At 39.4% G+C, this 21,664-nt stretch carries 25 protein-coding genes; 6 read left to right on the plus strand and 19 right to left on the minus strand.

Going from position 1 to position 21,664, the window contains the following annotated elements; genetic code table 11:
• Nucleotides 1-47: 47 nt before the first annotated feature.
• The 3 genes from M3O96_RS06140 to M3O96_RS06150 all read right to left on the minus strand — a co-directional run bounded on the left by M3O96_RS06140 (nucleotide 48) and on the right by M3O96_RS06150 (nucleotide 2,575).
• A complete protein-coding gene (locus tag M3O96_RS06140; protein ID WP_249719420.1) occupies nucleotides 48-470 on the minus strand; it encodes a nuclear transport factor 2 family protein in 423 nt (140 codons plus the stop codon).
• Nucleotides 471-537: 67 nt separating this feature from the next.
• The gene (gene serS, locus M3O96_RS06145; RefSeq protein ID WP_249719421.1) at nucleotides 538-1,815 is read right to left on the minus strand and encodes a serine--tRNA ligase; all 1,278 of its coding nucleotides are present in this window, start codon (nucleotides 1,813-1,815) and stop codon (nucleotides 538-540) included.
• Nucleotides 1,816-1,903: 88 nt separating this feature from the next.
• Nucleotides 1,904-2,575 carry a hypothetical protein gene (locus M3O96_RS06150; RefSeq protein ID WP_249719422.1) on the minus strand — a complete coding sequence of 224 codons (672 nt, stop codon included), beginning with the start codon at nucleotides 2,573-2,575 and terminating at the stop codon, nucleotides 1,904-1,906.
• Between the two features lie 170 nt (nucleotides 2,576-2,745).
• Here M3O96_RS06150 and M3O96_RS06155 point away from each other — a divergent pair, with 170 nt between their 5' ends.
• Together M3O96_RS06155 and chrA are read left to right on the plus strand one after the other, a co-directional pair.
• A complete protein-coding gene (locus M3O96_RS06155; RefSeq protein ID WP_249719423.1) occupies nucleotides 2,746-3,726 on the plus strand; it encodes an isopenicillin N synthase family dioxygenase in 981 nt (326 codons plus the stop codon).
• Between the two features lie 3 nt (nucleotides 3,727-3,729).
• Nucleotides 3,730-4,926, plus strand: coding sequence for a chromate efflux transporter (chrA, locus tag M3O96_RS06160; RefSeq protein ID WP_249719424.1), 1,197 nt, complete (start codon nucleotides 3,730-3,732; stop codon nucleotides 4,924-4,926).
• A gap of 17 nt (nucleotides 4,927-4,943) precedes the next feature.
• Here the strand turns inward: chrA and M3O96_RS06165 are convergent, their stop codons facing one another.
• The 8 genes from M3O96_RS06165 to M3O96_RS06200 all read right to left on the minus strand — a co-directional run bounded on the left by M3O96_RS06165 (nucleotide 4,944) and on the right by M3O96_RS06200 (nucleotide 12,189).
• Complete coding sequence (locus M3O96_RS06165; protein ID WP_249719425.1) at nucleotides 4,944-6,338, minus strand: exopolysaccharide biosynthesis polyprenyl glycosylphosphotransferase; 1,395 nt, start codon at nucleotides 6,336-6,338, stop codon at nucleotides 4,944-4,946.
• Nucleotides 6,339-6,608: 270 nt separating this feature from the next.
• A complete protein-coding gene (locus M3O96_RS06170; RefSeq protein WP_249719426.1) occupies nucleotides 6,609-7,520 on the minus strand; it encodes a DUF4382 domain-containing protein in 912 nt (303 codons plus the stop codon).
• Between the two features lie 152 nt (nucleotides 7,521-7,672).
• Entirely contained in the window at nucleotides 7,673-7,978 is a 306-nt protein-coding gene (hpf, locus tag M3O96_RS06175; RefSeq protein ID WP_249719427.1) for a ribosome hibernation-promoting factor, HPF/YfiA family, read from the minus strand.
• Nucleotides 7,979-8,007: 29 nt separating this feature from the next.
• Nucleotides 8,008-8,892, minus strand: a complete 885-nt coding sequence (locus tag M3O96_RS06180; RefSeq protein WP_249719428.1) for a tyrosine-type recombinase/integrase — start codon at nucleotides 8,890-8,892, stop codon at nucleotides 8,008-8,010.
• A gap of 235 nt (nucleotides 8,893-9,127) precedes the next feature.
• Nucleotides 9,128-9,322 (minus strand): 30S ribosomal protein S21, encoded by a 195-nt coding sequence (gene rpsU, locus M3O96_RS06185; protein ID WP_241124273.1) that lies wholly within the window; start codon nucleotides 9,320-9,322, stop codon nucleotides 9,128-9,130.
• A 167-nt stretch (nucleotides 9,323-9,489) separates the two neighbouring features.
• Nucleotides 9,490-9,738, minus strand: a complete 249-nt coding sequence (atpC, locus tag M3O96_RS06190; protein ID WP_249719429.1) for an ATP synthase F1 subunit epsilon — start codon at nucleotides 9,736-9,738, stop codon at nucleotides 9,490-9,492.
• Between the two features lie 45 nt (nucleotides 9,739-9,783).
• Entirely contained in the window at nucleotides 9,784-11,286 is a 1,503-nt protein-coding gene (atpD, locus tag M3O96_RS06195; RefSeq protein WP_249719430.1) for a F0F1 ATP synthase subunit beta, read from the minus strand.
• Between the two features lie 408 nt (nucleotides 11,287-11,694).
• Nucleotides 11,695-12,189 carry a C40 family peptidase gene (locus tag M3O96_RS06200; RefSeq protein WP_249719431.1) on the minus strand — a complete coding sequence of 165 codons (495 nt, stop codon included), beginning with the start codon at nucleotides 12,187-12,189 and terminating at the stop codon, nucleotides 11,695-11,697.
• 113 nt (nucleotides 12,190-12,302) lie between these two features.
• On the opposite strand from M3O96_RS06200, the gene M3O96_RS06205 reads away from it, so the two are divergent.
• Together M3O96_RS06205 and M3O96_RS06210 are read left to right on the plus strand one after the other, a co-directional pair.
• Complete coding sequence (locus M3O96_RS06205) at nucleotides 12,303-13,247, plus strand: tetratricopeptide repeat protein (protein WP_249719432.1); 945 nt, start codon at nucleotides 12,303-12,305, stop codon at nucleotides 13,245-13,247.
• Complete coding sequence (locus M3O96_RS06210) at nucleotides 13,240-13,482, plus strand: hypothetical protein (protein WP_249719433.1); 243 nt, start codon at nucleotides 13,240-13,242, stop codon at nucleotides 13,480-13,482. The genes M3O96_RS06205 and M3O96_RS06210 overlap by 8 nt, the downstream gene beginning before the upstream one ends.
• Nucleotides 13,483-13,494: 12 nt before the next feature.
• Here the strand turns inward: M3O96_RS06210 and coaE are convergent, their stop codons facing one another.
• The 7 genes from coaE to M3O96_RS06245 form a co-directional block, all read right to left on the minus strand.
• Complete coding sequence (gene coaE / locus M3O96_RS06215; RefSeq protein WP_249719434.1) at nucleotides 13,495-14,097, minus strand: dephospho-CoA kinase; 603 nt, start codon at nucleotides 14,095-14,097, stop codon at nucleotides 13,495-13,497.
• Entirely contained in the window at nucleotides 14,084-15,055 is a 972-nt protein-coding gene (locus tag M3O96_RS06220; RefSeq protein WP_249719435.1) for a YbbR-like domain-containing protein, read from the minus strand. Before M3O96_RS06220 ends, coaE begins: the two co-directional genes overlap by 14 nt.
• 9 nt (nucleotides 15,056-15,064) lie before the next feature.
• A complete protein-coding gene (gene yajC, locus M3O96_RS06225; protein ID WP_249719436.1) occupies nucleotides 15,065-15,379 on the minus strand; it encodes a preprotein translocase subunit YajC in 315 nt (104 codons plus the stop codon).
• Between the two features lie 3 nt (nucleotides 15,380-15,382).
• A complete protein-coding gene (locus tag M3O96_RS06230) occupies nucleotides 15,383-15,922 on the minus strand; it encodes a DUF1573 domain-containing protein (protein WP_249719437.1) in 540 nt (179 codons plus the stop codon).
• Nucleotides 15,923-15,935: 13 nt separating this feature from the next.
• On the minus strand, nucleotides 15,936-16,238 hold the full coding sequence (locus M3O96_RS06235) for a YtxH domain-containing protein (RefSeq protein ID WP_249719438.1): 303 nt from the start codon (nucleotides 16,236-16,238) through the stop codon (nucleotides 15,936-15,938).
• 13 nt (nucleotides 16,239-16,251) lie between these two features.
• Nucleotides 16,252-17,436 (minus strand): transcription antitermination factor NusB, encoded by a 1,185-nt coding sequence (gene nusB, locus M3O96_RS06240; RefSeq protein ID WP_249719440.1) that lies wholly within the window; start codon nucleotides 17,434-17,436, stop codon nucleotides 16,252-16,254.
• Nucleotides 17,437-17,577: 141 nt separating this feature from the next.
• On the minus strand, nucleotides 17,578-18,678 hold the full coding sequence (locus M3O96_RS06245) for a Glu/Leu/Phe/Val family dehydrogenase (RefSeq protein ID WP_283773955.1): 1,101 nt from the start codon (nucleotides 18,676-18,678) through the stop codon (nucleotides 17,578-17,580).
• Between the two features lie 144 nt (nucleotides 18,679-18,822).
• Between M3O96_RS06245 and M3O96_RS06250 the strand changes: the two genes are divergently transcribed.
• Nucleotides 18,823-20,613, plus strand: a complete 1,791-nt coding sequence (locus M3O96_RS06250; RefSeq protein WP_249719444.1) for an ABC transporter ATP-binding protein — start codon at nucleotides 18,823-18,825, stop codon at nucleotides 20,611-20,613.
• On the opposite strand, the gene M3O96_RS06255 is transcribed toward M3O96_RS06250, so the two are convergent.
• A complete protein-coding gene (locus tag M3O96_RS06255) occupies nucleotides 20,614-21,219 on the minus strand; it encodes a hypothetical protein (RefSeq protein WP_249719448.1) in 606 nt (201 codons plus the stop codon).
• 96 nt (nucleotides 21,220-21,315) lie between these two features.
• Here M3O96_RS06255 and M3O96_RS06260 point away from each other — a divergent pair, with 96 nt between their 5' ends.
• Nucleotides 21,316-21,633, plus strand: a complete 318-nt coding sequence (locus M3O96_RS06260; protein ID WP_249719450.1) for a hypothetical protein — start codon at nucleotides 21,316-21,318, stop codon at nucleotides 21,631-21,633.
• Nucleotides 21,634-21,664 lie beyond the last annotated feature (31 nt).

Genomic DNA, 21,664 nt, shown 5'->3' on the forward strand with positions numbered 1-21,664 from the left:
TCAATGAATATCATTCTATTTTTATTGACTAGTCCTATATATGAAATTCACCTTTTCTCCTCATACCAGGTCTTATGAACGATTTTCCATTTTCCGTCCTTTTTGATCAGCGTTAAGAAATCAAAGTAATAGATCCCGGGCCAGAAAAGTTCGGTTTTCGCCAAGGCTGTATTTCCCTTCAGTTCAATCTCCAAGAGGGTGTTTTTATATGTTGAAGGGTCTCTTTTTTCTCCCTTTGCCGTTCCGTTTGCCCAATCCTCAAAGGAAGTTATTGTGAAATTCTCTCCCCGGTATCCAATCAACCTCGCTTCAGGGATGAATGCCTGTTCTAATTTTCCTTTATCCCTTTCCATCATGCCATCAAAATAAAGTTGGACAGTAGCAGCGATGGCCTCTTTTTCTTCTTTTTCAGATTGGCAAAAACTGGTTATAGGAAGTAGGATAAGCCATGTTGCAAAAAGGAATTTCATGGGAATGGGATTTTGAGGGATAAATCTTTTCCAAAGTTTTAAACTTTGGAAAAGATGAATTTAGTAATCAGACTCCGATGGTATCAAAACCCAGATAGGGCACCAAAACTTTTGGCATTTTGATACCGGTTTCTGTTTGATTGTTCTCCAATAGGGAAGCTACAATCCTCGGCAAAGCCAAGGCACTGCCATTGAGGGTATGCGCTAAAGTTGTCTTTTTATCCTCACTCCTAAATCGGAGTTTGAGCCTATTGGCCTGAAATGATTCGAAATTGCTGACCGAACTTACTTCAAGCCATCTTTCCTGCGCTGCAGAGAATACTTCCATGTCATAGGTAAGCGAGGATGTGAAGCCCATGTCCCCACCACAAAGTCTCAAGACCCGGTAAGGCAATTCCAGTTTTTGTAGCAATCCCTGTACATAAAGGTTCATTTCTTCCAGGGCTTGGTAGGAATGATCCGGATGGGAAAGGTGAACGATTTCCACTTTGTCAAATTGGTGCAGCCTGTTCAATCCCCTCACATGTGCTCCCCAACTTCCCGCTTCTCTTCTGAAGCATGGTGTGTAGCCGACATTTTTGATTGGAAAGTCAGCTTCATTCAAGATCACATCTCTATAGATATTGGTGATCGGCACTTCGGCAGTAGGGATCAGAAAAAGCTTGTCGACCGTGGCCTCATACATTTGACCTTCTTTGTCAGGCAATTGCCCGGTACCGTATCCGGAATCTTCATTTACCAAAATTGGGGGCTGAATCTCTGTGTAACCGGATTTTAAGGCTTCATCCAAAAAGAAATTGATCAGCGCCCGCTGCAGTCTTGCTCCTTTGCCTTTATATACAGGAAATCCTGCACCGGCGATTTTGGTCCCAAGTTCAAAATCAATGATGTCATATTTTTTGATCAGGTCCCAATGTGGTAGTTTGTTGTCAGGTAAAGCAGGAATTTCCCCATGGGACAACACAATTTCATTCTCCTCAGGAGATTTGCCTTTTGGAACTGAAAAATGGGGGATATTTGGGACGGTGTACAGAAGTTGTTTGAGCTCCTCTTCCGTTTGGCCGAAGGTATCCTCTAGTGATTTGACCTTATCCTTAATTTTAGAAGTAAGGGATTTGATTTTTTCTGCTTCTTCTTTTTTGCCTTCCCGCATCAGGACCCCTATTTCCTTCGAATAATTATTGGATTCTGCCTGAAGGGCATCTCTTTGGGACTGGGTTTCTTTCCTTTTGCTATCCAAGTCCAAAACTTGGATCAGGACGTCTTGGGCATTGGGGAAATTACGTTTTTGAAGACCAGCCAAGGTGTTCTCAAAGTTATCCCTGATAGTATTTACGAGTAGCATGTTGTTTGGTAAATTGTCTGTTGCTGATGCAAATATAGCGATGTTGCCCAAATCCTTTGGGTAAAGCAAGGCTTATCTCCGAGCTGATTTATTTGATCAAAATGGTTTTTTGGGCACTTGAAAATGGGCCCTCTAATTGCTTTCCACCCTTATATGAAAGGTTCAATTGAATAAGGTGTTCACCCTTGGGCAGATTTGATATCCTCACTGGATTAGTTTCGGTGATTTCATAATGAAAATCATCAACATTTATGGTCACTTTCAAATTATCAAGCAGCATGTCTCCTCCAATCACCAAAAAATCGATAGTGACTTCCTCACCCTCGAGGTATGTTTGTCTATTGACTGGAAGGTTTAAGGCGAGATAAGGTTCTGCTGAATATGGGAATGCCCTAGTATTGCCAACCATAAATTCCCTATCCACATAATTTCCGAATTCTTTGAGGGCCAATCCCTGACTGTCCACCAGATAGGCGACAATCCTATACGTACCTTCATTCAATTCTTGCTGGAAAATAGGCGAATTATGGCCTACCGGATCACCTGAATTCAAAATGGTATTAAGTTTAAAGCCGTCCAGATCTTCGCCAAAGGGATAGTTTTTGATGTTAAACTCAAAAGGAATCCTTCCCGGACTAAACTTCTGATTGCTCAGTGGTGCATACATTTCGATGATGGCGTCCGGATATTCTTTTTCCTCTTCGTAGAAATAAAAACTAACCTCCTTTTTCACCATTTCCAAACTATCCGAACTACTCATTTCAAAAATTCTTTCCTCTCGTTTTTCTTTTAAATTACAAGAAAAATGATTCGAAATCAGGATAAGGAAACAAAAATAGAGAGTCGTTTTTTTCATAGTGATGAAGTCTGAAAGCGAAATTATCTAAATTTGGGATATATTGCTGAATAATAAAAATCAAAATTTCGTAGATGAAAGATATTTTATACAATGAAATCCCATCTTTGGACCTTGCGGATTTCACTTCGGGCATTCCTGAGCAAAAGCAGGCCTTCGTTCAAAAGTTAGGTGAAGCCTATAATAATATTGGTTTTGTGGCCATCAAAAACCATGGACTCAATAAGGAACTTCAGGACAAACTGTATGCAGTGATCAAGAATTTTTTTTCATTGGCGGATGATGTCAAAGCCAAATATGAAAAGCCTGAAATCGGTTTTCAGAGAGGTTATACCGGCAAAGGAAAGGAACATGCAAAGGGAAGAAATACCGGCGACCTGAAAGAGTTTTACCATGTAGGTCAGGAACTGGACAGCATTCCTGACAATGATGAAACCAAAAAAGAATATCCTGACAATATATGGCCATCTGAATTGCCGGAATTTAAGGAAATAGCGAATGAAGCCTACCGGACTTTAGAAGCTGCGGGTAAAAATATGCTCAAAGCAATTGCGCTTTATCTTGAATTGGATGAAAATTATTTCGAGGACAAGGTTGCTTACGGCAATTCAATCTTAAGGCAAATCCATTATTTTCCGATCGAAAACCCTGATGCTGTGCCCGCAGATGCTGTTCGTGCGGCCGAGCATGGAGATATTAACCTCATCACTTTGCTCATGGGAGCGAGTGCAGACGGGCTACAGGTTTTGAGAAAGGATGGGAAATGGATTCCCATCACCGCTCTTCCTGACCAACTGGTTGTCAATGTGGGTGACATGTTGGAGAGATTGACCAACAAGAAATTGAAATCCACGATCCACCGTGTGGTAAATCCACCTCGGGAGATGATGCATACGAGTCGTTATTCCATTCCTTTCTTCATGCATCCACGGTCTGAAATGGACCTGACATGTCTAGAGACTTGTGTTGATTCCATTAACCCCAAGCAATTTGAAGACGCAACAGCCGGGGAGTTTTTGGATGAAAGGCTGCGTGAATTGGGCTTAAAGAAATAAGTCGTGTCAGTCAGGAAGGTCAGGTATTATCTCTATCTCAAAGATGTATTATTGCTTTCCTTGACGGCATTTGGTGGTCCTCAAGTGTTTCTTGCCATGGTCTTGGATACGATGGTGACAAAGCGGGGATATATCAAAGAGCAGGAACTTTGGGAATTGAATGCGCTCTGTCAAATCCTCCCGGGTCCAACTTCGACACAGACAATATCAGCGATTGGATATAGGGTAGGCGGTCCCAATCTCGCCTACCTTTCGCTTTTTGTTTGGATCTTGCCTGCCACGCTTTTGATGATTGTGGCGGCATTTTTAATTGATTTTTTGCAAGAAAATACGCCAGGTGCCTTGAGTTTTGCCAAATTCATCCAGCCCATGGCGATAGGTTTCATCATCTATGCTGCCCAAAAGACCATTTTCAAAATGGTAAAAACCACTGAGGCATCTATTTTGATGATGTTTTCTACCTTCATATCCTTTTTCTATAATTCTCCCTTCATTTTCCCTTTGTTACTCCTTGTCGGTGGGGTGACGACTTCTTTGAAATACCGGAACGAACCAAAGGACGAAGGGGACAAAAAACTGGTCATCGCCTGGGCCAATTTCTACCTTTGGGGAGGAATCCTGGTTTTCGCAGCGATTTTGGGTGCACTGACCAAAAATCAGGCTGTGTTGCTTTTTGAGAACTTTTACCGAAATGGTAGTTTGATTTTTGGTGGAGGGCAGGTATTGGTGCCCTATTTATTTACAGAATTTGTAGAGTTCAAAAAATTCCTGACATCACAAGAATTTTTGACAGGATATGCCATTTCTCAGGGAATCCCCGGTCCGACTTTCAGCTTCAGTGCATATGTGGGTGCACTTTCCATGAGGGATCAGGGAGTTTTAGGTCTGTTGATAGGGGGAATTATCGCATCCGCAGGGATATTTTTGCCCGGTACTTTTCTTATTTTCTTTGTTGTCAAGTTTTGGGACAAACTGAAAAAATTTCGTCCGGTCCGCGCAGCATTGGAAGGAATCAATGCAGTGAGTTGTGGGATGTTGATTGCTGCAGCTTTTTTACTTTTTGAGCCCTTAGATTCCAATACCTTTAATATAATGGCCATCATCGGCACTTATCTATTGCTACAGTTCACCAAACTGTCCTCACCATTAATCATTGCTATGGGTGTTTTGGCGGGGGTTGGATATAACTGGATATTTTGAAAGGGTTGCACCTGGCATTAAAAAGCCATCATATGTGTTTTTTTTCCAAAAATTGTCAGCCAAATTATTCTTATATCCAACCAAAATGTCCAGTTTTTTATATACCAAAGATCATGGGATGTCCTTTGTTTTTTCTGCATTGCGGTTTCTAATGGGCCTCTCCAACCATTGACCTGTGCCCAGCCTGTGATGCCGGGCTTGTAATAGTGACGGACCATATAAGTGTCTTCGCTTTCCTGCATGATATGATTCAGGTAAAGTCTATGTGGCCTTGGGCCTACAACACTCATTTCCCCGGTCAAGACATTGATAAACTGTGGCAATTCATCGAGGCTAAATTTCCTGAGGAATTTGCCTACACCTGTTATTCTGGGGTCATTCTTTACAGTGGATTGTGTTCCATTTGTAGGGCATTCACATATTTTCATTGTACGAAACTTATATATTTTAAAATGTTTTCCCCCTTTGCCTATCCTTAAAGGACAGTAGAAAATAGGCCCGGGCGAATCCAGTTTGATCAATGCTCCAATAATAAAAAGGATTGGAACAAAACAAAACAATACTATTATTGCAAATAACATATCAAATATATTCTTAAGCAATTTTGGAAACCAATTGTCAAGAGGCAATTGCCGCAGATTTACTACCAATAAATCTCCATAAAAATAAGATTTTACATTTCCACTAAAAATTCCCTTAAAATCTGGAACAAACCGAATTCTTGCACCATGGTAATCAGCTATTTTAATAATGAATTTTATATTGTCTAAATCATTGTGAGGTAGGGCTATTATGATTTCATCCACATAATTATCCTTTAAATACTCTTTAAGAGAGTCCAGATCAGTTACAATTCCATCCCTTCTTAAAAGGCCTTTGGAACCAGAGTTACAATCTATAAATCCTTGTATACCTGATTTTCCATATGAACTTGATTCCAATGTTTTGGCAACTTTCCGAGCCAGAGTACCTGATCCGGCAATCAAAGTTGTACCAATTTTCAATTTTCTATCCCTGATTTGGGTATGAAACCTGATAAATAAAGAATTGGTAATTATCCCAAGAGAAGGAATACTTACCAAAATAGCAGTTAAAAAATCTCTAACATCTTTTGGAAAAGAAAAAATTAAATATGCAATCCCTATGGTTCCCGCAAGAATAAAGTATGTTTTGAAATACCTTTTCATCCATGATTTGTAATAACTCGTCCCACTCCTATCTAAATATAGTTTATTGGAATAGCCAATGAACAGCCAAAGGGAAATCAAGAGGCCGAGGAACAAAGTCTCCATACTTTGAAAATACATGTCATTGACCCCATAAAAATTGAGGGAAATAAAAAATGCAAATGTCAAATTTAATACATCCGAGAATAGTGATACTGGGACGTTTGATTTATAAATATAAGTCATAGCCTTCTTTTTTATTATTTAAAATTGAGATCAAAAAAGGTCAGTATATTCCTTTTTCATCTTAAGCAGAAGAAACTCCTGCAATTATGCCTTACCTTCTTCAATTATGAAATCAAGAAAATTTCGTACTGCGTTAATTTTTTAGCCCATAGTTGTTTATTGATATAATTTTTTAAAGTAAAAAATCTGGATATCGGTAAAGAAAATTAAAATGAATGGAGAATTCTATGAAAAAAGCCACCGATGTGGGTGGCTTTTTTATTTGGATTATCATTTAATTTCAAGGTCAAGTAAGGTGGCTTTTCTACTTTCCACTACAACTTCTTCTGTTGGACCTAAGACAACTTCTGCGTCGCCACCTTCATTTACAGAAACAACAATCAATTCATAGGCACCGGGCGCCAAAAATGCAAGTATATACTTGTTGTTGGCGTCAACCATGGTATTACTGATTGCATTCGGAAAACTTGGACTTTGGTCTGGCTGAAGAGCGCTTTCAGTATCATTATAAGTTCCCTTTTCATAGATGTATACCACATAGTCGAGTTCAGTACCCGGATTTATTAAGGAGCCTTTAATTTCACCTGCTTCATTGTTTACAACAATTCTGATGGTAGGCTTCAAAAGATACTTGCCTGACATGCCGGCTTCTACAACTGATTTTCTAAGGTTAAAATCAGCAGTGACTTCTACTTCACCGTTTAATGGTACTGTGAAATTCCCGACAGCTTTATATCCCGTCTTTGCACCACTAGGTACAAAAAGTGGAACCTCGGAACCATCTGAGAAAGTTATATAGCAACCACTATTACCGATTGGAGAATTAGACATTTCTGCGGCATCCAACAAAAACCTTAATCCAGTGTAATTTCCCGCTCCTGCATTGAAATTGCCCAATAAAGAGGTTTTGCCATTTTGCAATTCAAGTAAATTGATTGTCACCGGACCTTCAAAATCCTCTACCAGATTCCACGAATCTCCATTGGACTGGTATTCTATTCCGGTAAATGTAATGTACACTCCTGTAACTCCTTCTTGGTCAATTGGTGCATCAGTAATGTTCAAACTAACACTTCCCTCTCCATCCATTCTATTTTCATTGTCACAGGATGAGAAAACAATGCTTGTTACAAATAGGCTGAATAGAGTAATACTTGCGAGTGATTTAATTTTGATTTTCATGGTATTTAATTTTAGTACGCTGTAAAGAAAAAACGTGAAGATGAAGAATAGATGAAGAAAAAGAAAAGGACAGGAATTGATAAAATTTTTAAAAAAAAATACCGCTCCTGAAATAGTCAGGAGCGGTTTATAGATTTGAATTGGAATAAACCTTATTGATTGAGTAACACCACTTTTTCTTTGAATTTCTTGAGTTGTCTTCGAAGGCCTTCGATGGCTTCATCTGTGGCTGCTTCAAATGATTCACTTTGTTGTTTTGAAAAAAGGGTTTTACCCGGAACATTCAATTTTATTTCAACAATCTTATTTTCTTTTTTTTCATGGTTATCAAGTCTCATAAAAACTTCACCGTCGATTATTCGATCAAAATAGGTGTCAAGTTTATCGGCTTTTTTCTGAATGAAATCGATAAGCTTTTGATCAGCATCGAAATGGATGGAATGCATTTGAAGTTTCATAACGTAATTGGTTTAAAGTTAAAATTATATTAAGCTTTTGGATGTGCCTGTTCAAACACAGCCTTGAGTTTTTCCATGGAGTTGTGGGTATAAACCTGCGTAGCAGCTAGGTTGGCATGCCCAAGAAGGTCTTTGACAGCATTGAGGTCAGCGCCTTTGTTGAGTAGATGTGTAGCAAAAGTATGTCTCAAGAGATGGGGACTTCTTTTGGTAGTCTGAGCAAAAAGGTCTAAATGTTCTCTCACTATGCGGTAGATTTTCATTGGGTAGGCCTGTTCCCTGTTGTTTATAACGATAAAATAGTCACTTTCTTGTAGATTTGAAAACGTTTCCTGAAATACTTTTCTGTACGAAACAATATTCTTTTTGAGTCCTGCTGTGATCGGGATTATTCTTTCTTTCTTCCGCTTTCCGAGAACTTTCACCGCTTCGCCTACCAAATCGATGTCTTTCCACTTGAGTTCCAATAATTCGGAGAGACGCACACCCGTCAGGTAAAGGAATTCCATCACCATCTTGTCCCGCTGCCCATCAAAATCGGGCTTGAACTGCAATTCATCCAAGACTTTGTCAATGGCATCTTCCTGCACAAATTCAGGTAAGCGTTTTGGTGTCTTCAGTGCGCGGAGTTTGTAAGTGGGATCTTTGGTGATTTCTCCCGAGCGCATCAGAAATTTATAAAAAGATCGCAGTGTTGCGATTTTTCTATTTACTGATGTTGAACTTAATCCCTGATCGACGAGATCGATGATCCAAGCACGTATTTCAGGATGATCTGCGGTGCTGATGTCTTCTTTTTCGAAGGAGAGTAAACAAAATTCACTGAATTGCTCCAAGTCCTTTCTGTAAGCCAAGACAGTATGTCGGCTTGCCCTTTTTTCGAATTCAAGGTAATTGATAAAGGAATCGGTCATTGAAGCGAGAAAGATGTTGTAATGAAGTTAGTATAAAATCCCAAAGAAATGAATCAAATTGGAATTAATGGTTGATGATTTTTGAAAATAGCAAAGGGAAAAAGATTTGCATAAAATCCTCGGGATGGGGGGACTTCATTTGGCGATCTAAAAATTCATTGGGTGGTAATAAATCAAAAAGCGCATCCACTTTCGTAGATGCGCTTTTTGATTTTGTATCAAAAGTCAGATTGAATTACTTCATTTCTGCCTCTTGCATTTTTTGCTTGTATGCTGCTTTGATAACTTGTTCTCTGTTTTTTACAGATGGCTTTACAAAGTGCTGTCTCGCTCTGAGCTCTCTTACGGCACCTGTTTTATCAAATTTCTTTTTGAAACGCTTTAGCGCCTTCTCGATTGATTCGTTCTCTTTTACGTTGACAATGATCATATGTATACACCTCCTTTCAGGGTTGCAAAAGTAGGATAATAATTTACCAATACCAAAATATTTTCACTCATCTTCTGATTCAAACTGCCATACGATTTTTCAAACGGACTTAAAAAAACAAAACCCGGCTTTTCAGTCGGGTTTGGCTTTTTCTAAACTTAGAATGTTTAATCAATTACTTTCTCAGCAAGGAGGACAATCTTATTGTCTTTGACTTCCACCACTCCGCCGTCGACGATATGGCTTGATTTACCTGCTTTGGTAGTATATGAAACCGTTCCCTTTCCCAGGGCGGAAACAATCGCCGCGTGGTTTTCCAATACCTGAAAGGATCCGTCAGCACCTGGGAAAGTAGCCTCCGAAACTTCACCTTCAAATATTTTTTGGTCCGGTGTAATGATCGTTAATTGTATCATGATGTGTTTAGCACATTAAATGTATCCGGTTTGACGGAATGAAAATTACATTACTTCGGCAAGCATTTTCTCACCCTTGGCAATCGCATCCTCGATAGAACCTACCAAGTTGAAGGATGCTTCAGGCAAGTGATCCAATTCACCGTCGATGATCATATTAAATCCTCTGATGGTATCTTTGATGTCCACAAGCACACCTTTCAAACCTGTAAATGCTTCTGCAACAAAGAATGGCTGTGAAAGGAAACGCTGAACCCTTCTAGCTCTGTGAACGACCAATTTGTCTTCGTCAGAAAGTTCTTCCATACCCAAAATCGCAATGATATCCTGAAGTTCTTTGTACCTCTGAAGGATTTCTTTCACTCTTTGTGCGCAACCATAATGCTCGTCTCCCAATACCAATGGATTCAAAATCCTGGAAGTAGAATCCAAAGGATCCACAGCAGGGTAGATACCCAATTCAGCGATTTTACGGGAAAGTACTGTGGTAGCATCCAGGTGGGCGAAAGTAGTCGCCGGTGCTGGGTCAGTCAAGTCATCAGCAGGAACGTAAACGGCCTGTACTGAAGTGATCGAACCATTTTTTGTAGAGGTGATTCTCTCCTGCATCTGACCCATTTCTGTGGCCAATGTCGGTTGGTAACCTACCGCTGATGGCATCCTACCCAAAAGAGCGGATACTTCTGAACCAGCTTGTGTAAATCTGAAGATGTTGTCAATAAAGAAAAGGATATCTCTTCCTGTGCCTTCACCATCACCATCTCTATAATATTCTGCCAATGTCAAACCTGTCAAGGCAACCCTTGCACGGGCTCCTGGAGGCTCGTTCATCTGTCCAAACACGAAGGTTGCTTTGGATTCTTCCAATTTTTTCATGTCAACCTTGGAAAGGTCCCAACCACCTTCAGTTTCTAATGAATGAAGGAAATCATCACCATAAGTTACGATGCCTGATTCGATCATTTCTCTCAAAAGGTCATTTCCTTCACGGGTTCTTTCTCCGACACCCGCAAATACAGATAGACCTGAATATGCTTTTGCAATGTTGTTGATCAATTCTTGGATCAAAACGGTTTTACCTACTCCGGCACCACCGAAAAGTCCGATTTTACCACCTTTTGCATAAGGGCAAACCAAATCCAAAACCTTGATACCTGTATATAGGATCTCAGTAGCCGTGGAAAGGTCTTCAAACCTTGGGGCAGAACGGTGGATTGACATTCTTTTGGTTGACTTCACTTCAGGAAGACCATCGATTGCCTGTCCAATTACATTGAACAATCGGCCTTTGATCTCTTCTCCGGTAGGAACAGAAATAGGACCTTCCAAATCGGTAACATCCTGACCTCTAACCATACCTTCTGTCGCGTCCATCGCAATGGTCCTGACCCTGTCTTCACCTAGGTGCTGCTGAACTTCCAATACTACTACCAAACCGTCTTCTTTGGTAATGGAAAGGGCGTTCAGAATCTTTGGTAATTTTCCTCCTGCGAAGGAGACGTCCACCACCGGGCCGATTACCTGAGTTATCTTACCAATATTTGCCATTTTTTATATATGATGTAAAAAGGATTGATACGTTAAAATTCGAACGCAAAATTAATTATAAAAGCTTAATACCAAAGGATGTTTGGAAATATAATCCATATAGTTTTCGACAAATATTGATGATATAAAAATCAAAGCCCGTTGATTCCTATAATGGTATCTTTATCAGAAGCGAGAGCCGATAGGCAAGGATCAAGACAAATGATTGAAATAAAGTGGAAATACGGTTGAAATAAATTGAAATAAAAAGGGAGACCTGGACACTGTCCCGAAAAGTGTGTAATTTTTTTTTTGGGGATGCTTAGAATATTAAACGATTTTCAAACATATAACAACGCGAAGCAGACAACAATGACAACCACTACAACTCAACAACCACTTACCAAATAACCACTAACCAATTCCCAATCAAAAAATCCTCCGCCCAAACAAAAACGCTTTAGTCCAATAAGATTGGCTGAGATTGTCTTCGGTGACTCCCAAGGAAGTGGAAGAATGGATAAAAATGATATTCCCTTTGGAGGTATCAGTGACGATGCCGGCATGCGAGACCTGGTTTTTTTTCTTGCCTGTGGCAAAGAACAGGACATCACCTTTTTCGAAATTTTTCCCAGAAACCTTTTTCCCCTCCTTGCTTTGTGCTGCCGAATTACGCGGCAAATTGATACCTACGCTGTAGAAAGAATGGTATACCAAAGCCGAACAATCCATTCCTGACCTAGTGGTCCCGCCATACCTGTAAGGAGTACCTCGGTAGCTTCTTGCAGTTTCGATTACTTTATTAACATTTTGTCGTCGGATATTTTTACTGGAAGAGCACGAACCAAAAAAAAGTAAAGAAAATACAAGGAGGAAAATATAAATTGAAAGATGTTTGTATTTTTCTTGGGAGATTTTACTCATTTTAACTCAGATTATTTTAAATTCAATAATACATACCTATTTCATGCTTTCAAAGGTTTTTAGGGCTTATAAATTTTACAGATGTGATGAGAAATTTAAGTTTTTTCGGAATAATGACAATTTTGTCAATTGGATGTGCTGTCAAAGAGCTTGAGAACAAAGTCATTCCAACGGTAGAAATACTTCCTGAATCCAAGGTGTTTCAGGCCATAAGTTTGATGGGGGATTCCTTATTTACTGAATTGGATTCTTTATCTCAAAGAGATCAGCTAAGCAATCTTACGAATGCTGAAAAATTATTCGGAGAGGATCCAAATCTGGATAACCTTATCTGGATTGGTAGGAGGGAAGCTTACCTTGGGAGGTATGACCTTGCGATCCGCACTTTTAGCAAAGCAGCCAAGCAGTTCCCGGAATCATACGAGCCATTGAGGCATCGGGGTCACAGGTATATTTCGATCAGGAAATTCGATTTGGCGATTAGCGACTTTTTGAATGCAGTAAAATTGATGGAAAATCTACCGCTTCAGGTAGAAGCCGATGGAATTCCAAACAAGCAGAATGTTCCGCTATCCAATGGACAATTCAATGTTTGGTATCATTTGGGTTTGGTTTATTATTTAAAAAATGATTGGGAAAAAGCCCTCGATGCTTACAAAAAATGCCTGGAAGTCTCTGACAATGATGACTTGATCGTGTCGACATTGGATTGGTATTACATGACTTTGGTGAAAATGGGCAAAACAAATGAAGCTCAAAGCCTCTTGCGTGCGGTGGATACCAAGATGACAATTATTGAGAATGATGCTTATTTCAAAAGAATGCTGATGTACAAAGGCGAGTTGAAGCCTGAATTCCTGATGGATGGGGATGCAGATTCGGACGACCAAAAGCTCCAATATGTGACCCAAGGTTATGGATTGGGTAATTATTACCTTTCAAAAGGCGATACTACCAAAGCTAAAACCATCTTTGAAAATGTCATTTCTACTGGATATTGGTCTGCTTTTGGCTATCTTGCTTCTGAAATGGAATTGGCCAAATTAAATAATGAGTAAGGAAGATTTTAAAATATTACCGCTTCATAAAAAAATTCAGATGCTGTACACTGAAGGTACCTTTGTTGTGGCAATCAGGTATTATGCACATAAAGTCAATCTATATTTACTTGGTGATGAGTATATTGAAGTTTTTTACAACCACAAATTGGATAAGATTGACAAAATCGATTTTTTGGATCACCAACATACCCGGATGAAATTCTATCTAGATCAGATCCAGCTTTCAGTCTAAATCCCAAAAAAATCAGTGCTGCAAAAGCTGACGATGAATCTCCAAAACCTGTGGAATCAACAGCTTATTGTCCGCATTCTTGATTACAAAATCAGCCAGTTTATTTTTCTCTTCGTCGGGTAGTTGCTTGTCAATGATATCGTTTACCTGCTTCTCATTTCGGTGCGAGTCACGCATCAACACCCTTGAAATACGGATCCGGATCGGAGCGGATACATTGATCACTTTGTCCAGGTCTTTAGATGAACCTGTTTCAAATAGTAAGGCAGCCTCTTTGAGTACATAAGGAGCCTTTTGATTGGCCGCCCATTTTTCAAAATCTGCTTTGACAGCCGGATGTACCAATTCGTTGATGGTTTTTACTTTTTCCTCATCCGAAAAAACCTGTGCGGCCAAAAATTCCCTGTTTAATTTTCCGGAATCAGAATAACTTTCCTTGCCAAAATTGCTTATGATCTCTTTTTTTAAATCTGCGTCGTTGGCCATCAGCCATTTTGCCCTGTCGTCAGCAAAGTAAATGGGAATTCCCAAAATCGAAAAAATCCTTGCGACAGTTGATTTTCCTGAACCGATTCCCCCGGTGATGCCGATTAATAAAGGTTTATGGCTTGTCATATTTGAGTTTCAAAACCTCAGGTTCAAACTTGATTTTCTCTAAAAATGAAGCCTTTGGTCTCAACTCGACAAAAATGGTACTGTCTTCCTTGTCTCTATTATTGTAATTCAAAATGGCTTCAAATTCATATTTGCTAAGTTCAGCCACTTTCCTTTCGTCGATGAAGTAAGACATGATGATATTGGAAGGTTCTTGTGCAAGACCGACATTTTTGGGGAAATTGAGCATTTTGATTTTAAGCCTTTTATTCCCTTCAAGCATCTGGAAAACCTCGAATTTGACTTGGACACTTTCATCCTCCAAAGTAAGGAAGTCCGTGTAGGCCGAAGGTAAAGCTAAAGGAATCAGCTTATTAAAGTTTTTGTTGATTTTGTCTTCTCCTAATTTAACTTTCAGAACTCCATCCAATTCTTGGAGTACAGAAGTCGGGCCTTTGATATCTACAAATGGAGGGTCTATGCTGATGTCGCTTCCTAGTCTAGCATTAGAAGCTAATGTAGCCGAGGTAGTATCTGCTTCGATTTTGACTTTCCTTGTCACCACCTTGTCAATTTTAAATTTGACGGTATCGGTGACGATAGACACAAGGGCTGAAGGGGAAAGGTTATCCGCTAATGTCCTTCTAAGTTCCGATGTAAGGATATAATCCTTGGTAGAGGGGTTGTTGATTTCAATCAAAAATGGGCTTTCATTGATTTTGAAATACTTTCTCAACAAATCCCAGCCATTCCCGTTGATTTCGATTTTCATACGGTTTGGCAACTGTTCTACAGGCATAAACTCCGTCTCATCGAAAACAATCTCGATAGGATAATCCACTATTGTATTGTAATCGCCTTTGTTGAGTGCATTTAAAACCCAAAAAGTGGCGGCTGCCAAAAAACACAGCGCCGCCACTTTCATGTTTGCAATCTTTTGTGGATTTAGATTGGTAAAGAGTTTTTTAAGCTTGGCCAAGATATTATGTTATTTAATTCCTGTGGCTTTTTTGGTAAAATCAGCAGAGATCGCAGATTTCTCCACTTTCAGTTTCATTCCTTTGTCAAGTTCTACTGTAATTGTGTCCCCTTCTATGGAATAGATTTTACCATGTATTCCTCCGATAGTCACTACGGTATCACCTTTTTTAATTGACTCAAGGAAGTTTTTGGTTTCTTTTTGTTTCTTTTGTTGAGGTCTGATCATGAAGAAATACATGATCAGAATGATGGATCCGAACAGGAAAACCTGTCCCATAATCTCAGAACTCATAAATGACTGCAATAAAATCTGGTTGTTCATAGATTATTTTTTTACAGGGCCCAATTGGTTAGGGCTTGAGCTCGCTAGCTTAGGTGTTACATTTCCTTTCAATCTCAATCTCGTTACATTAGGATTTGTATTTGCCTGAATGGTAACTGTAGGTGCTTGCGTACCGGTTTTTGCTGTGGAATTGAAAACAACTTTTACAAAACCTTCTTCACCTGGTTTTACGGGAGTCTTGGTCCAATCAGGACTGGTGCAGCCGCAAGATGCAGTGATGTTGGAAATCACCAAAGGAGCTTGACCTTCATTGATAAATTTAAATGAGTGTTCTACCACTTTTCCTTCATTGATGGTTCCAAAGTCATACTCCATTTCGGAAAATCCGAATTGTCCCATAGAACTTGGGTCTGCGTCTTCCACAGTAGTAACGTTGGCAGGAATAGGCTGGGCCGCTTCAAGTTTGGCAAGTTTTTCTTCCAATGCAGCGATTTTGTCTGATTGGTCATCTTTTTTGGTTTCACAACTTGCCGCCATCAAAGCAACTGCAATTGTCAAGGCTGATAATCTGAAATATTTCATAATAAATTAGGGGTTAATTAGCTTCTCTATTGATTTGTTCGATAAGTTTGTTCACGTCACTGAGTAAGTTCTCGGCTTTGTTTTTCGCGTCCGAAATTACTTTGTTTCCTTCTGATTTAGCTTCATTGAGTGGAAGATTTTTTCCATCCCGCAAATCTTTGATGGTTTTTTCTAATTCTTCTTTGTATTTGAAGAGCTGATAGGAAAGTTTGTCCCTTGTATTTTTGCCTGTATCGGGAGCAAACAAAACCCCTAAAGCTGCACCTAACCCGGTTCCGACGAGTAATGCGATCCATGCATTTTTTTTCTTGCTCATTGTTTTGATATTTTTATTTGTTATCCAATAGTCCTCTTCCACTTTTACGGATTTCTCCGTTTTCTGTTAATTCCTTTGACAAGACATCCAAAAGACCGTTTACAAATTGCTTGCTTTTTGGAGTGCTATAAGTTTTTGATATGTCAATATATTCGTTGATACTGACCTTGATCGGGATACTTGGGAAATTTTTCATTTCCGTCAGTGCCATCGAAATAATGATTTTATCTGTTTGAGCCACCCTTTCGATATCCCAGTTTTGCGTTCTTTTCGATATCAAATCTTTGTTGATTTCATCATTTGCCACGGTCAAGTTAAAGATATTTTGGAAAAATTCCTTGTCATCCTCCCAGTTGATGGCAATTTCCGGCAAGACTTCCTCCAAGGAATCGTAGTGGTCTTTTACGTTTTTAAGCACTTTAGATGCCAAACTGCGAACGATTGTCTTATTTTCTGTCCAGTTAAAATCTTTCTCGGAAAAGAAGTTAAGAATTGCTTCGGTTTTGAATATTACTTTTTTCAGGATTTCATCTGCAATTTCAAAATCATCCTCCAAGGTCGGATTGGCGATTTTGGTATAGGCCTGATAATTTTCCAACGGTTTTACATAATCTCTAAACCATTCCTTGATCTCCAGTTCGAGCTCTCCGATATTGACATGCTGTCTTGTAAGGGCAGATTTGTACTCGGCAGCATTCTTTATTTTTTGTAGAATCTTATTTTTGGAAAAATTCAAATCCCCTTCGTTAAAAGGAATTTTGTCGGTTGCATATTTCTTTTTCTTTTCTGCCTCTATGGAAACTTGGTCGGCAAAAGCGATCAGGATTTCTATTGAATACAGGTATAACTGTGGTAACCGCTCAGCGGAAGCAACCATGTTTTTTGCCAAAAACTCAAAATCTTTTTTGTTGGCGGAATGGTAAAAGTTGATCGCTTTCCTCGCTTCTTTCAGGATTCTTTCATTGGTATCGCTCTTTGAGGTCAGCGTATCAGTATTCAGGTTGTTGATAAAAACCTCAGTCGTTATACCTGACTCTTTTCTGAGTAGGTTTTTGTCCTGCACTTCCATGCTATTTAGATCAGGCAAAAATGCCTCTTTGATTTGATCTTTTGCGAGATTGAAGTTGGAAGCTCTGCACTGTTCGTAGGCATAAAGGTTTTGGAAAGCCTTCACCCTAAGTATTCGTCTGTTTAACATACCTGAAATAAAAGAACGTAAATATAATTCAATTTGGAGAAGGTTGGGGAATGCATTCTATTTTAACCCTCAATTGATACAAAAAACCACCTGATTGAGTTCAGATTTTGACAAATTAGGTGGTTTTTTAAAACTTATTTATCAATAAGGCAATTTTACTTTACCTATGGATTCAATTCTATTCCATGCCATTTCTATTGCTGCCTGCTGGGAAGGGATGTTTTCTTTTTCGGACTTTTCTAGAATTGCTGTGCAGATATCGTAGATTTTTTCTGCATGCTTGTAGGTGTTTTCTCTATTATATCCTCCCAAATATTCTGCATAAACATTGATCAATCCGCCTGCATTGATCAAAAAATCTGGTGCATAAATAATCCCTTTTTCCAATAGTAATTTACCATGGACTGCTTCGTCCTGAAGTTGATTGTTAGCACCTCCCGCGATGACTTTGCATTTAAGCCGGTCTATGGTTTGGTCATTGACTGTGGCGCCGAGGGCACATGGCGCATAGATATCCATATCAATGTCATAAATAGCATTCGGGTCCACCACAGTAGCTCCGGTTTCTTTGGATACCTGTTTCAACCTGTCTTCAAATATATCAGTGATGAATACCTGTGCATTTTCTTTTACAAGGTATCCGACCAAGTATTTACCGACTTGTCCGATACCCTGAACAGCTATTTTTTTTCCTGAAAGATTGTCTGAACCAAATGCTTTTTTGGCTGCAGCCTTCATCCCCAAATAAGTACCATATGCGGTAACAGGAGAAGGATCTCCTCCACCACCCCTTACTTCAGGCAAGCCAGTCACGTATTTTGTCTCCATGGCGATATATTCCATATCGCTGGTTTTCATATTGACGTCTTCGGCGGTGATATACCTTCCGCCAAGGCTGTTGATAAACCTACCAAATCTTCTGAGGTAAGCCTCATTTTTCAGTTTTGGATCTCCGATCAATACCGCCTTACCTCCACCGATATTCAGTCCTGAAATCGCTGCTTTGAAAGTCATCCCTCTTGATAACCTCAACACATCTGTGATTGCTTCTTCTTCCGATGCATAATTCCACATCCTTGTCCCGCCAAGAGCAGGCCCCAACACAGTATTGTGGATCGCAATGATTGTTTTTAAGCCTGTCGGCTCATCATAGCACATGACAAGTTGCTCGTGGCCAAGAGAAGTAATCTGTCCATATATGGAGCCTTCCCTTACTTTTTCCTCACTTTTAATCTCTAGCATTTGAACTTGGAATTTTTTAATGTGTTATATTTGGGATTGGTGTTTGAAAAGCGCTGCACAAAATTATATATTTTGAATGAGGTTTTCTAACGCAATTAAAAGAGTATTATAAAACAAATCAAGAGTTTTAAAAATTTTTCTTTCGTGAAATCACTTTGGCGCCTCAATAAATATTTTGTAAAATATAAGGGATATCTTCTGATGGGAATATTATTTACCATCATTTCCAATGTTTTTGTGATTATACCTGCGCAGCTTGTAAGAATTGCCATAGATTATGTGGTGGAGAGTTTTACCTTTTATCAGGTGTTTGGAGAGGCGGAATTGGCGGTTGAGGCGAGAAGTCAATTCATGAACTTCATCCTTATTTTTGGTGTGTTGATCTTGGTTATGGCGCTCTTGAGAGGCTTTTTCCTTTTTTTGATCCGTCAGACTATTATTATCATGTCTAGGCTCGTGGAGTACGATATGAAAAATGAGATTTTCGAGCACTACCAAACCCTTCCCCTGAGCTTCTATAGAAAAAACAGCACCGGAGATCTTATGGCAAGGATTACCGAAGATGTCAGCAGGGTAAGGATGTACCTCGGCCCGGCTATCATGTACGGTATGACGCTTTTGTTTTTATTTCCTATGGTCATCGGTTACATGCTGACGGTCAATGTGGAATTGACAATTTATTCGCTATTGCCTTTGCCGATCCTTTCGATCAGTATTTATTATGTCAACAACCTCATCAACGAACGTTCTGAAAAAATCCAGAGGAGTCTTTCCGGACTGAGTACGTTCGTTCAAGAGGCATTTTCAGGGATCAGGGTGATCAAAGCTTTTGTAAGAGAAGAAGACAGTACTGCCCAGTTTACCAAAGCAAGCGAGGATTACAAAGAAAAGTCAATCGACTTGGCCATGGTCAATTCTTTGTTTTTCCCTTTAATCATGGGATTGATTGGAATCAGCACCCTGATTACAGTCTATGTCGGTGGAATGCAGGTCATAGAGGGGACGATAGGGTATGGGGTCATTGCCGAATTTATATTATATGTCAACATTCTGACTTGGCCCGTGACTTCTCTAGGATGGGTGACGAGTATCATCCAACGTGCGGCAGCTTCCCAAACTAGGATCAATGAGTTTATGGACGAAAAGAATGATATCCTCAGCACAGAATATCTTGTAGATGATATCAAAGGAGACATTGAAGTCAAGAATTTAAGTTTTGTATATCCTGATTCAGGAATCAAAGCCTTGGATAAAGTGAGTTTTTCAATTGATTCCGGAGAGTCTTTAGCCATCATCGGCACTACCGGTTCAGGGAAATCTACCATCGCCAACCTCTTGATGAGAATGTACGATGCGACCGACGGCAAGATATTGATCGACAAAAGGGACATTAAGTCATACGATGTTGCCTCCCTAAGGAGGCAGATTGGCTATGTGCCTCAGGATGTTTTCTTATTCAGTGATAGCATTGCTAACAATATTGGGTTTGGATTAGATACCATTGCCGAAGGAAAAGTTGAAAAAGCGGCCAAAGACGCAGATGTCTATGGAAATATTATTGATTTTCCACAGAGATTTGAGACTAAACTTGGAGAAAGGGGGATTACACTTTCCGGTGGTCAAAAGCAAAGGGTATCTATCGCAAGAGCCATTGCCAAAGAACCGAGCATTTTGTTACTCGATGATTGTCTGTCAGCGGTGGATACCAAAACAGAAAATGCGATTTTAAATTCCCTGAAAAAAATAATGGAAAACAGAACCTCCATCATCATTTCTCATAGGGTGTCTTCGGCCAAGCTTGCCGACAAAATCATCGTCTTGGATGATGGAAAAATGGTCGAGCAGGGATCTCATGAATATTTGCTTGATCTCAAAGGCGTATATGCAGAATTGTATGAAAAGCAGACTCATTCGGTAGATATTGTTGAGGAATAATTATCCCTTGTCCTTGTTTTTGGCAAAGAAATCAAAGCCAATTTTTTGTGGATTTCCCAAGCCTGAAATATGTTCGATTTTTTGCTGATAGGTAATCACCATGATATCGCCGAATGCTGGTGCCAACAGGTCATTTTCTAAAGCCGAAACCACCAACTGCTCCACAAAATCCCTCATTTTATCCGGATTTACAGTGTTTTCTTTGAGTTCAGGGAAATTGAAAACGATCTTTCTATCCCCTTCGAGAAAGAATTTATTTTCTCGGTTAAGGAGAATCCTGCCTATCAGGTATCCTGGGTCATCCAATCTTCCAAATTCTATCGTGTCACTTAAGAAATTATAGATAAGAACCTGCCCAAAATACCGCAGGCTAACATCGTCCTTCAAATACTTGGATTTGCTGAGGTAATTTTCATCCGGCAGTCTGACGATGTTGCTCTGTAAGATAAATATGAGTGCATCACCACCGATTCTGAATACAAATTCAAATGCATTGGTCCTTTCGACCTTGATAGGAATCTGATTCTCTTCAGTATTGGCCTCAATAATTTCTTTTGCCAGCTGTTCACAGATATTTTCCAAATCCAAAAAAAGGCTCCCTGTCATTTCAAACAAATTATATTTGAGTTTGCTGGTAGTTTGTAGCTTAGTTAGTATATTCGAAACCATTGTATTTTTTATATTTTATCAAACAACACCATTATGGAAGCTAAAAAAACAGGATTTGAAGAAGTAGAATCTATTCTTCAGGACATAGGTACTAAAATAGAGGAATTAATTGAAAAAGGAACTCAAGCGGGAGGTGAAGCAAAGGACGAGATCGAAAAAAAGATCGAGGACCTGAAGGAAAAAAGAACTACCCTTGAAGCCGAATTCAAAAAAGGGAAAGAAAAAGTCGAACAGCTTTACCAAGAAAAAAAGGAGGAGTTCGAACCCAATCTGAGCGAATCCAAAGAACATTTCAAAGAAGGTTTCAAGCAATTGGTTGAAGGAGTAAAAACGCTTTTAGGCAAAAAGTAAGAAACAGATATAGAGTGAATTGAAGAAAACC

Source organism: Aquiflexum sp. TKW24L (assembly GCF_023502205.1).
Classification (GTDB): Bacteria; Bacteroidota; Bacteroidia; order Cytophagales; family Cyclobacteriaceae; genus Cognataquiflexum.

Excerpts from the sequence above, each read along its gene's own strand:
- M3O96_RS06140 (WP_249719420.1), bottom strand. The coding sequence starts at position 470 with ATGAAATTCCTTTTTGCAACATGGCTTATCCTACTTCCTATAACCAGT.
- serS (WP_249719421.1), bottom strand. The coding sequence starts at position 1,815 with ATGCTACTCGTAAATACTATCAGGGATAACTTTGAGAACACCTTGGCT.
- M3O96_RS06150 (WP_249719422.1), bottom strand. The coding sequence starts at position 2,575 with ATGAGTAGTTCGGATAGTTTGGAAATGGTGAAAAAGGAGGTTAGTTTT.
- M3O96_RS06155 (WP_249719423.1), top strand. The coding sequence starts at position 2,746 with ATGAAAGATATTTTATACAATGAAATCCCATCTTTGGACCTTGCGGAT.
- M3O96_RS06165 (WP_249719425.1), bottom strand. The coding sequence starts at position 6,338 with ATGACTTATATTTATAAATCAAACGTCCCAGTATCACTATTCTCGGAT.
- M3O96_RS06170 (WP_249719426.1), bottom strand. The coding sequence starts at position 7,520 with ATGAAAATCAAAATTAAATCACTCGCAAGTATTACTCTATTCAGCCTA.
- hpf (WP_249719427.1), bottom strand. The coding sequence starts at position 7,978 with ATGAAACTTCAAATGCATTCCATCCATTTCGATGCTGATCAAAAGCTT.
- M3O96_RS06180 (WP_249719428.1), bottom strand. The coding sequence starts at position 8,892 with ATGACCGATTCCTTTATCAATTACCTTGAATTCGAAAAAAGGGCAAGC.
- rpsU (WP_241124273.1), bottom strand. The coding sequence starts at position 9,322 with ATGATCATTGTCAACGTAAAAGAGAACGAATCAATCGAGAAGGCGCTA.
- atpC (WP_249719429.1), bottom strand. The coding sequence starts at position 9,738 with ATGATACAATTAACGATCATTACACCGGACCAAAAAATATTTGAAGGT.
- atpD (WP_249719430.1), bottom strand. The coding sequence starts at position 11,286 with ATGGCAAATATTGGTAAGATAACTCAGGTAATCGGCCCGGTGGTGGAC.
- M3O96_RS06200 (WP_249719431.1), bottom strand. The coding sequence starts at position 12,189 with ATGAGTAAAATCTCCCAAGAAAAATACAAACATCTTTCAATTTATATT.
- M3O96_RS06205 (WP_249719432.1), top strand. The coding sequence starts at position 12,303 with ATGACAATTTTGTCAATTGGATGTGCTGTCAAAGAGCTTGAGAACAAA.
- M3O96_RS06210 (WP_249719433.1), top strand. The coding sequence starts at position 13,240 with ATGAGTAAGGAAGATTTTAAAATATTACCGCTTCATAAAAAAATTCAG.
- coaE (WP_249719434.1), bottom strand. The coding sequence starts at position 14,097 with ATGACAAGCCATAAACCTTTATTAATCGGCATCACCGGGGGAATCGGT.
- yajC (WP_249719436.1), bottom strand. The coding sequence starts at position 15,379 with ATGAACAACCAGATTTTATTGCAGTCATTTATGAGTTCTGAGATTATG.
- M3O96_RS06230 (WP_249719437.1), bottom strand. The coding sequence starts at position 15,922 with ATGAAATATTTCAGATTATCAGCCTTGACAATTGCAGTTGCTTTGATG.
- M3O96_RS06235 (WP_249719438.1), bottom strand. The coding sequence starts at position 16,238 with ATGAGCAAGAAAAAAAATGCATGGATCGCATTACTCGTCGGAACCGGG.
- nusB (WP_249719440.1), bottom strand. The coding sequence starts at position 17,436 with ATGTTAAACAGACGAATACTTAGGGTGAAGGCTTTCCAAAACCTTTAT.
- M3O96_RS06245 (WP_283773955.1), bottom strand. The coding sequence starts at position 18,678 with ATGCTAGAGATTAAAAGTGAGGAAAAAGTAAGGGAAGGCTCCATATAT.
- M3O96_RS06255 (WP_249719448.1), bottom strand. The coding sequence starts at position 21,219 with ATGACAGGGAGCCTTTTTTTGGATTTGGAAAATATCTGTGAACAGCTG.
- M3O96_RS06260 (WP_249719450.1), top strand. The coding sequence starts at position 21,316 with ATGGAAGCTAAAAAAACAGGATTTGAAGAAGTAGAATCTATTCTTCAG.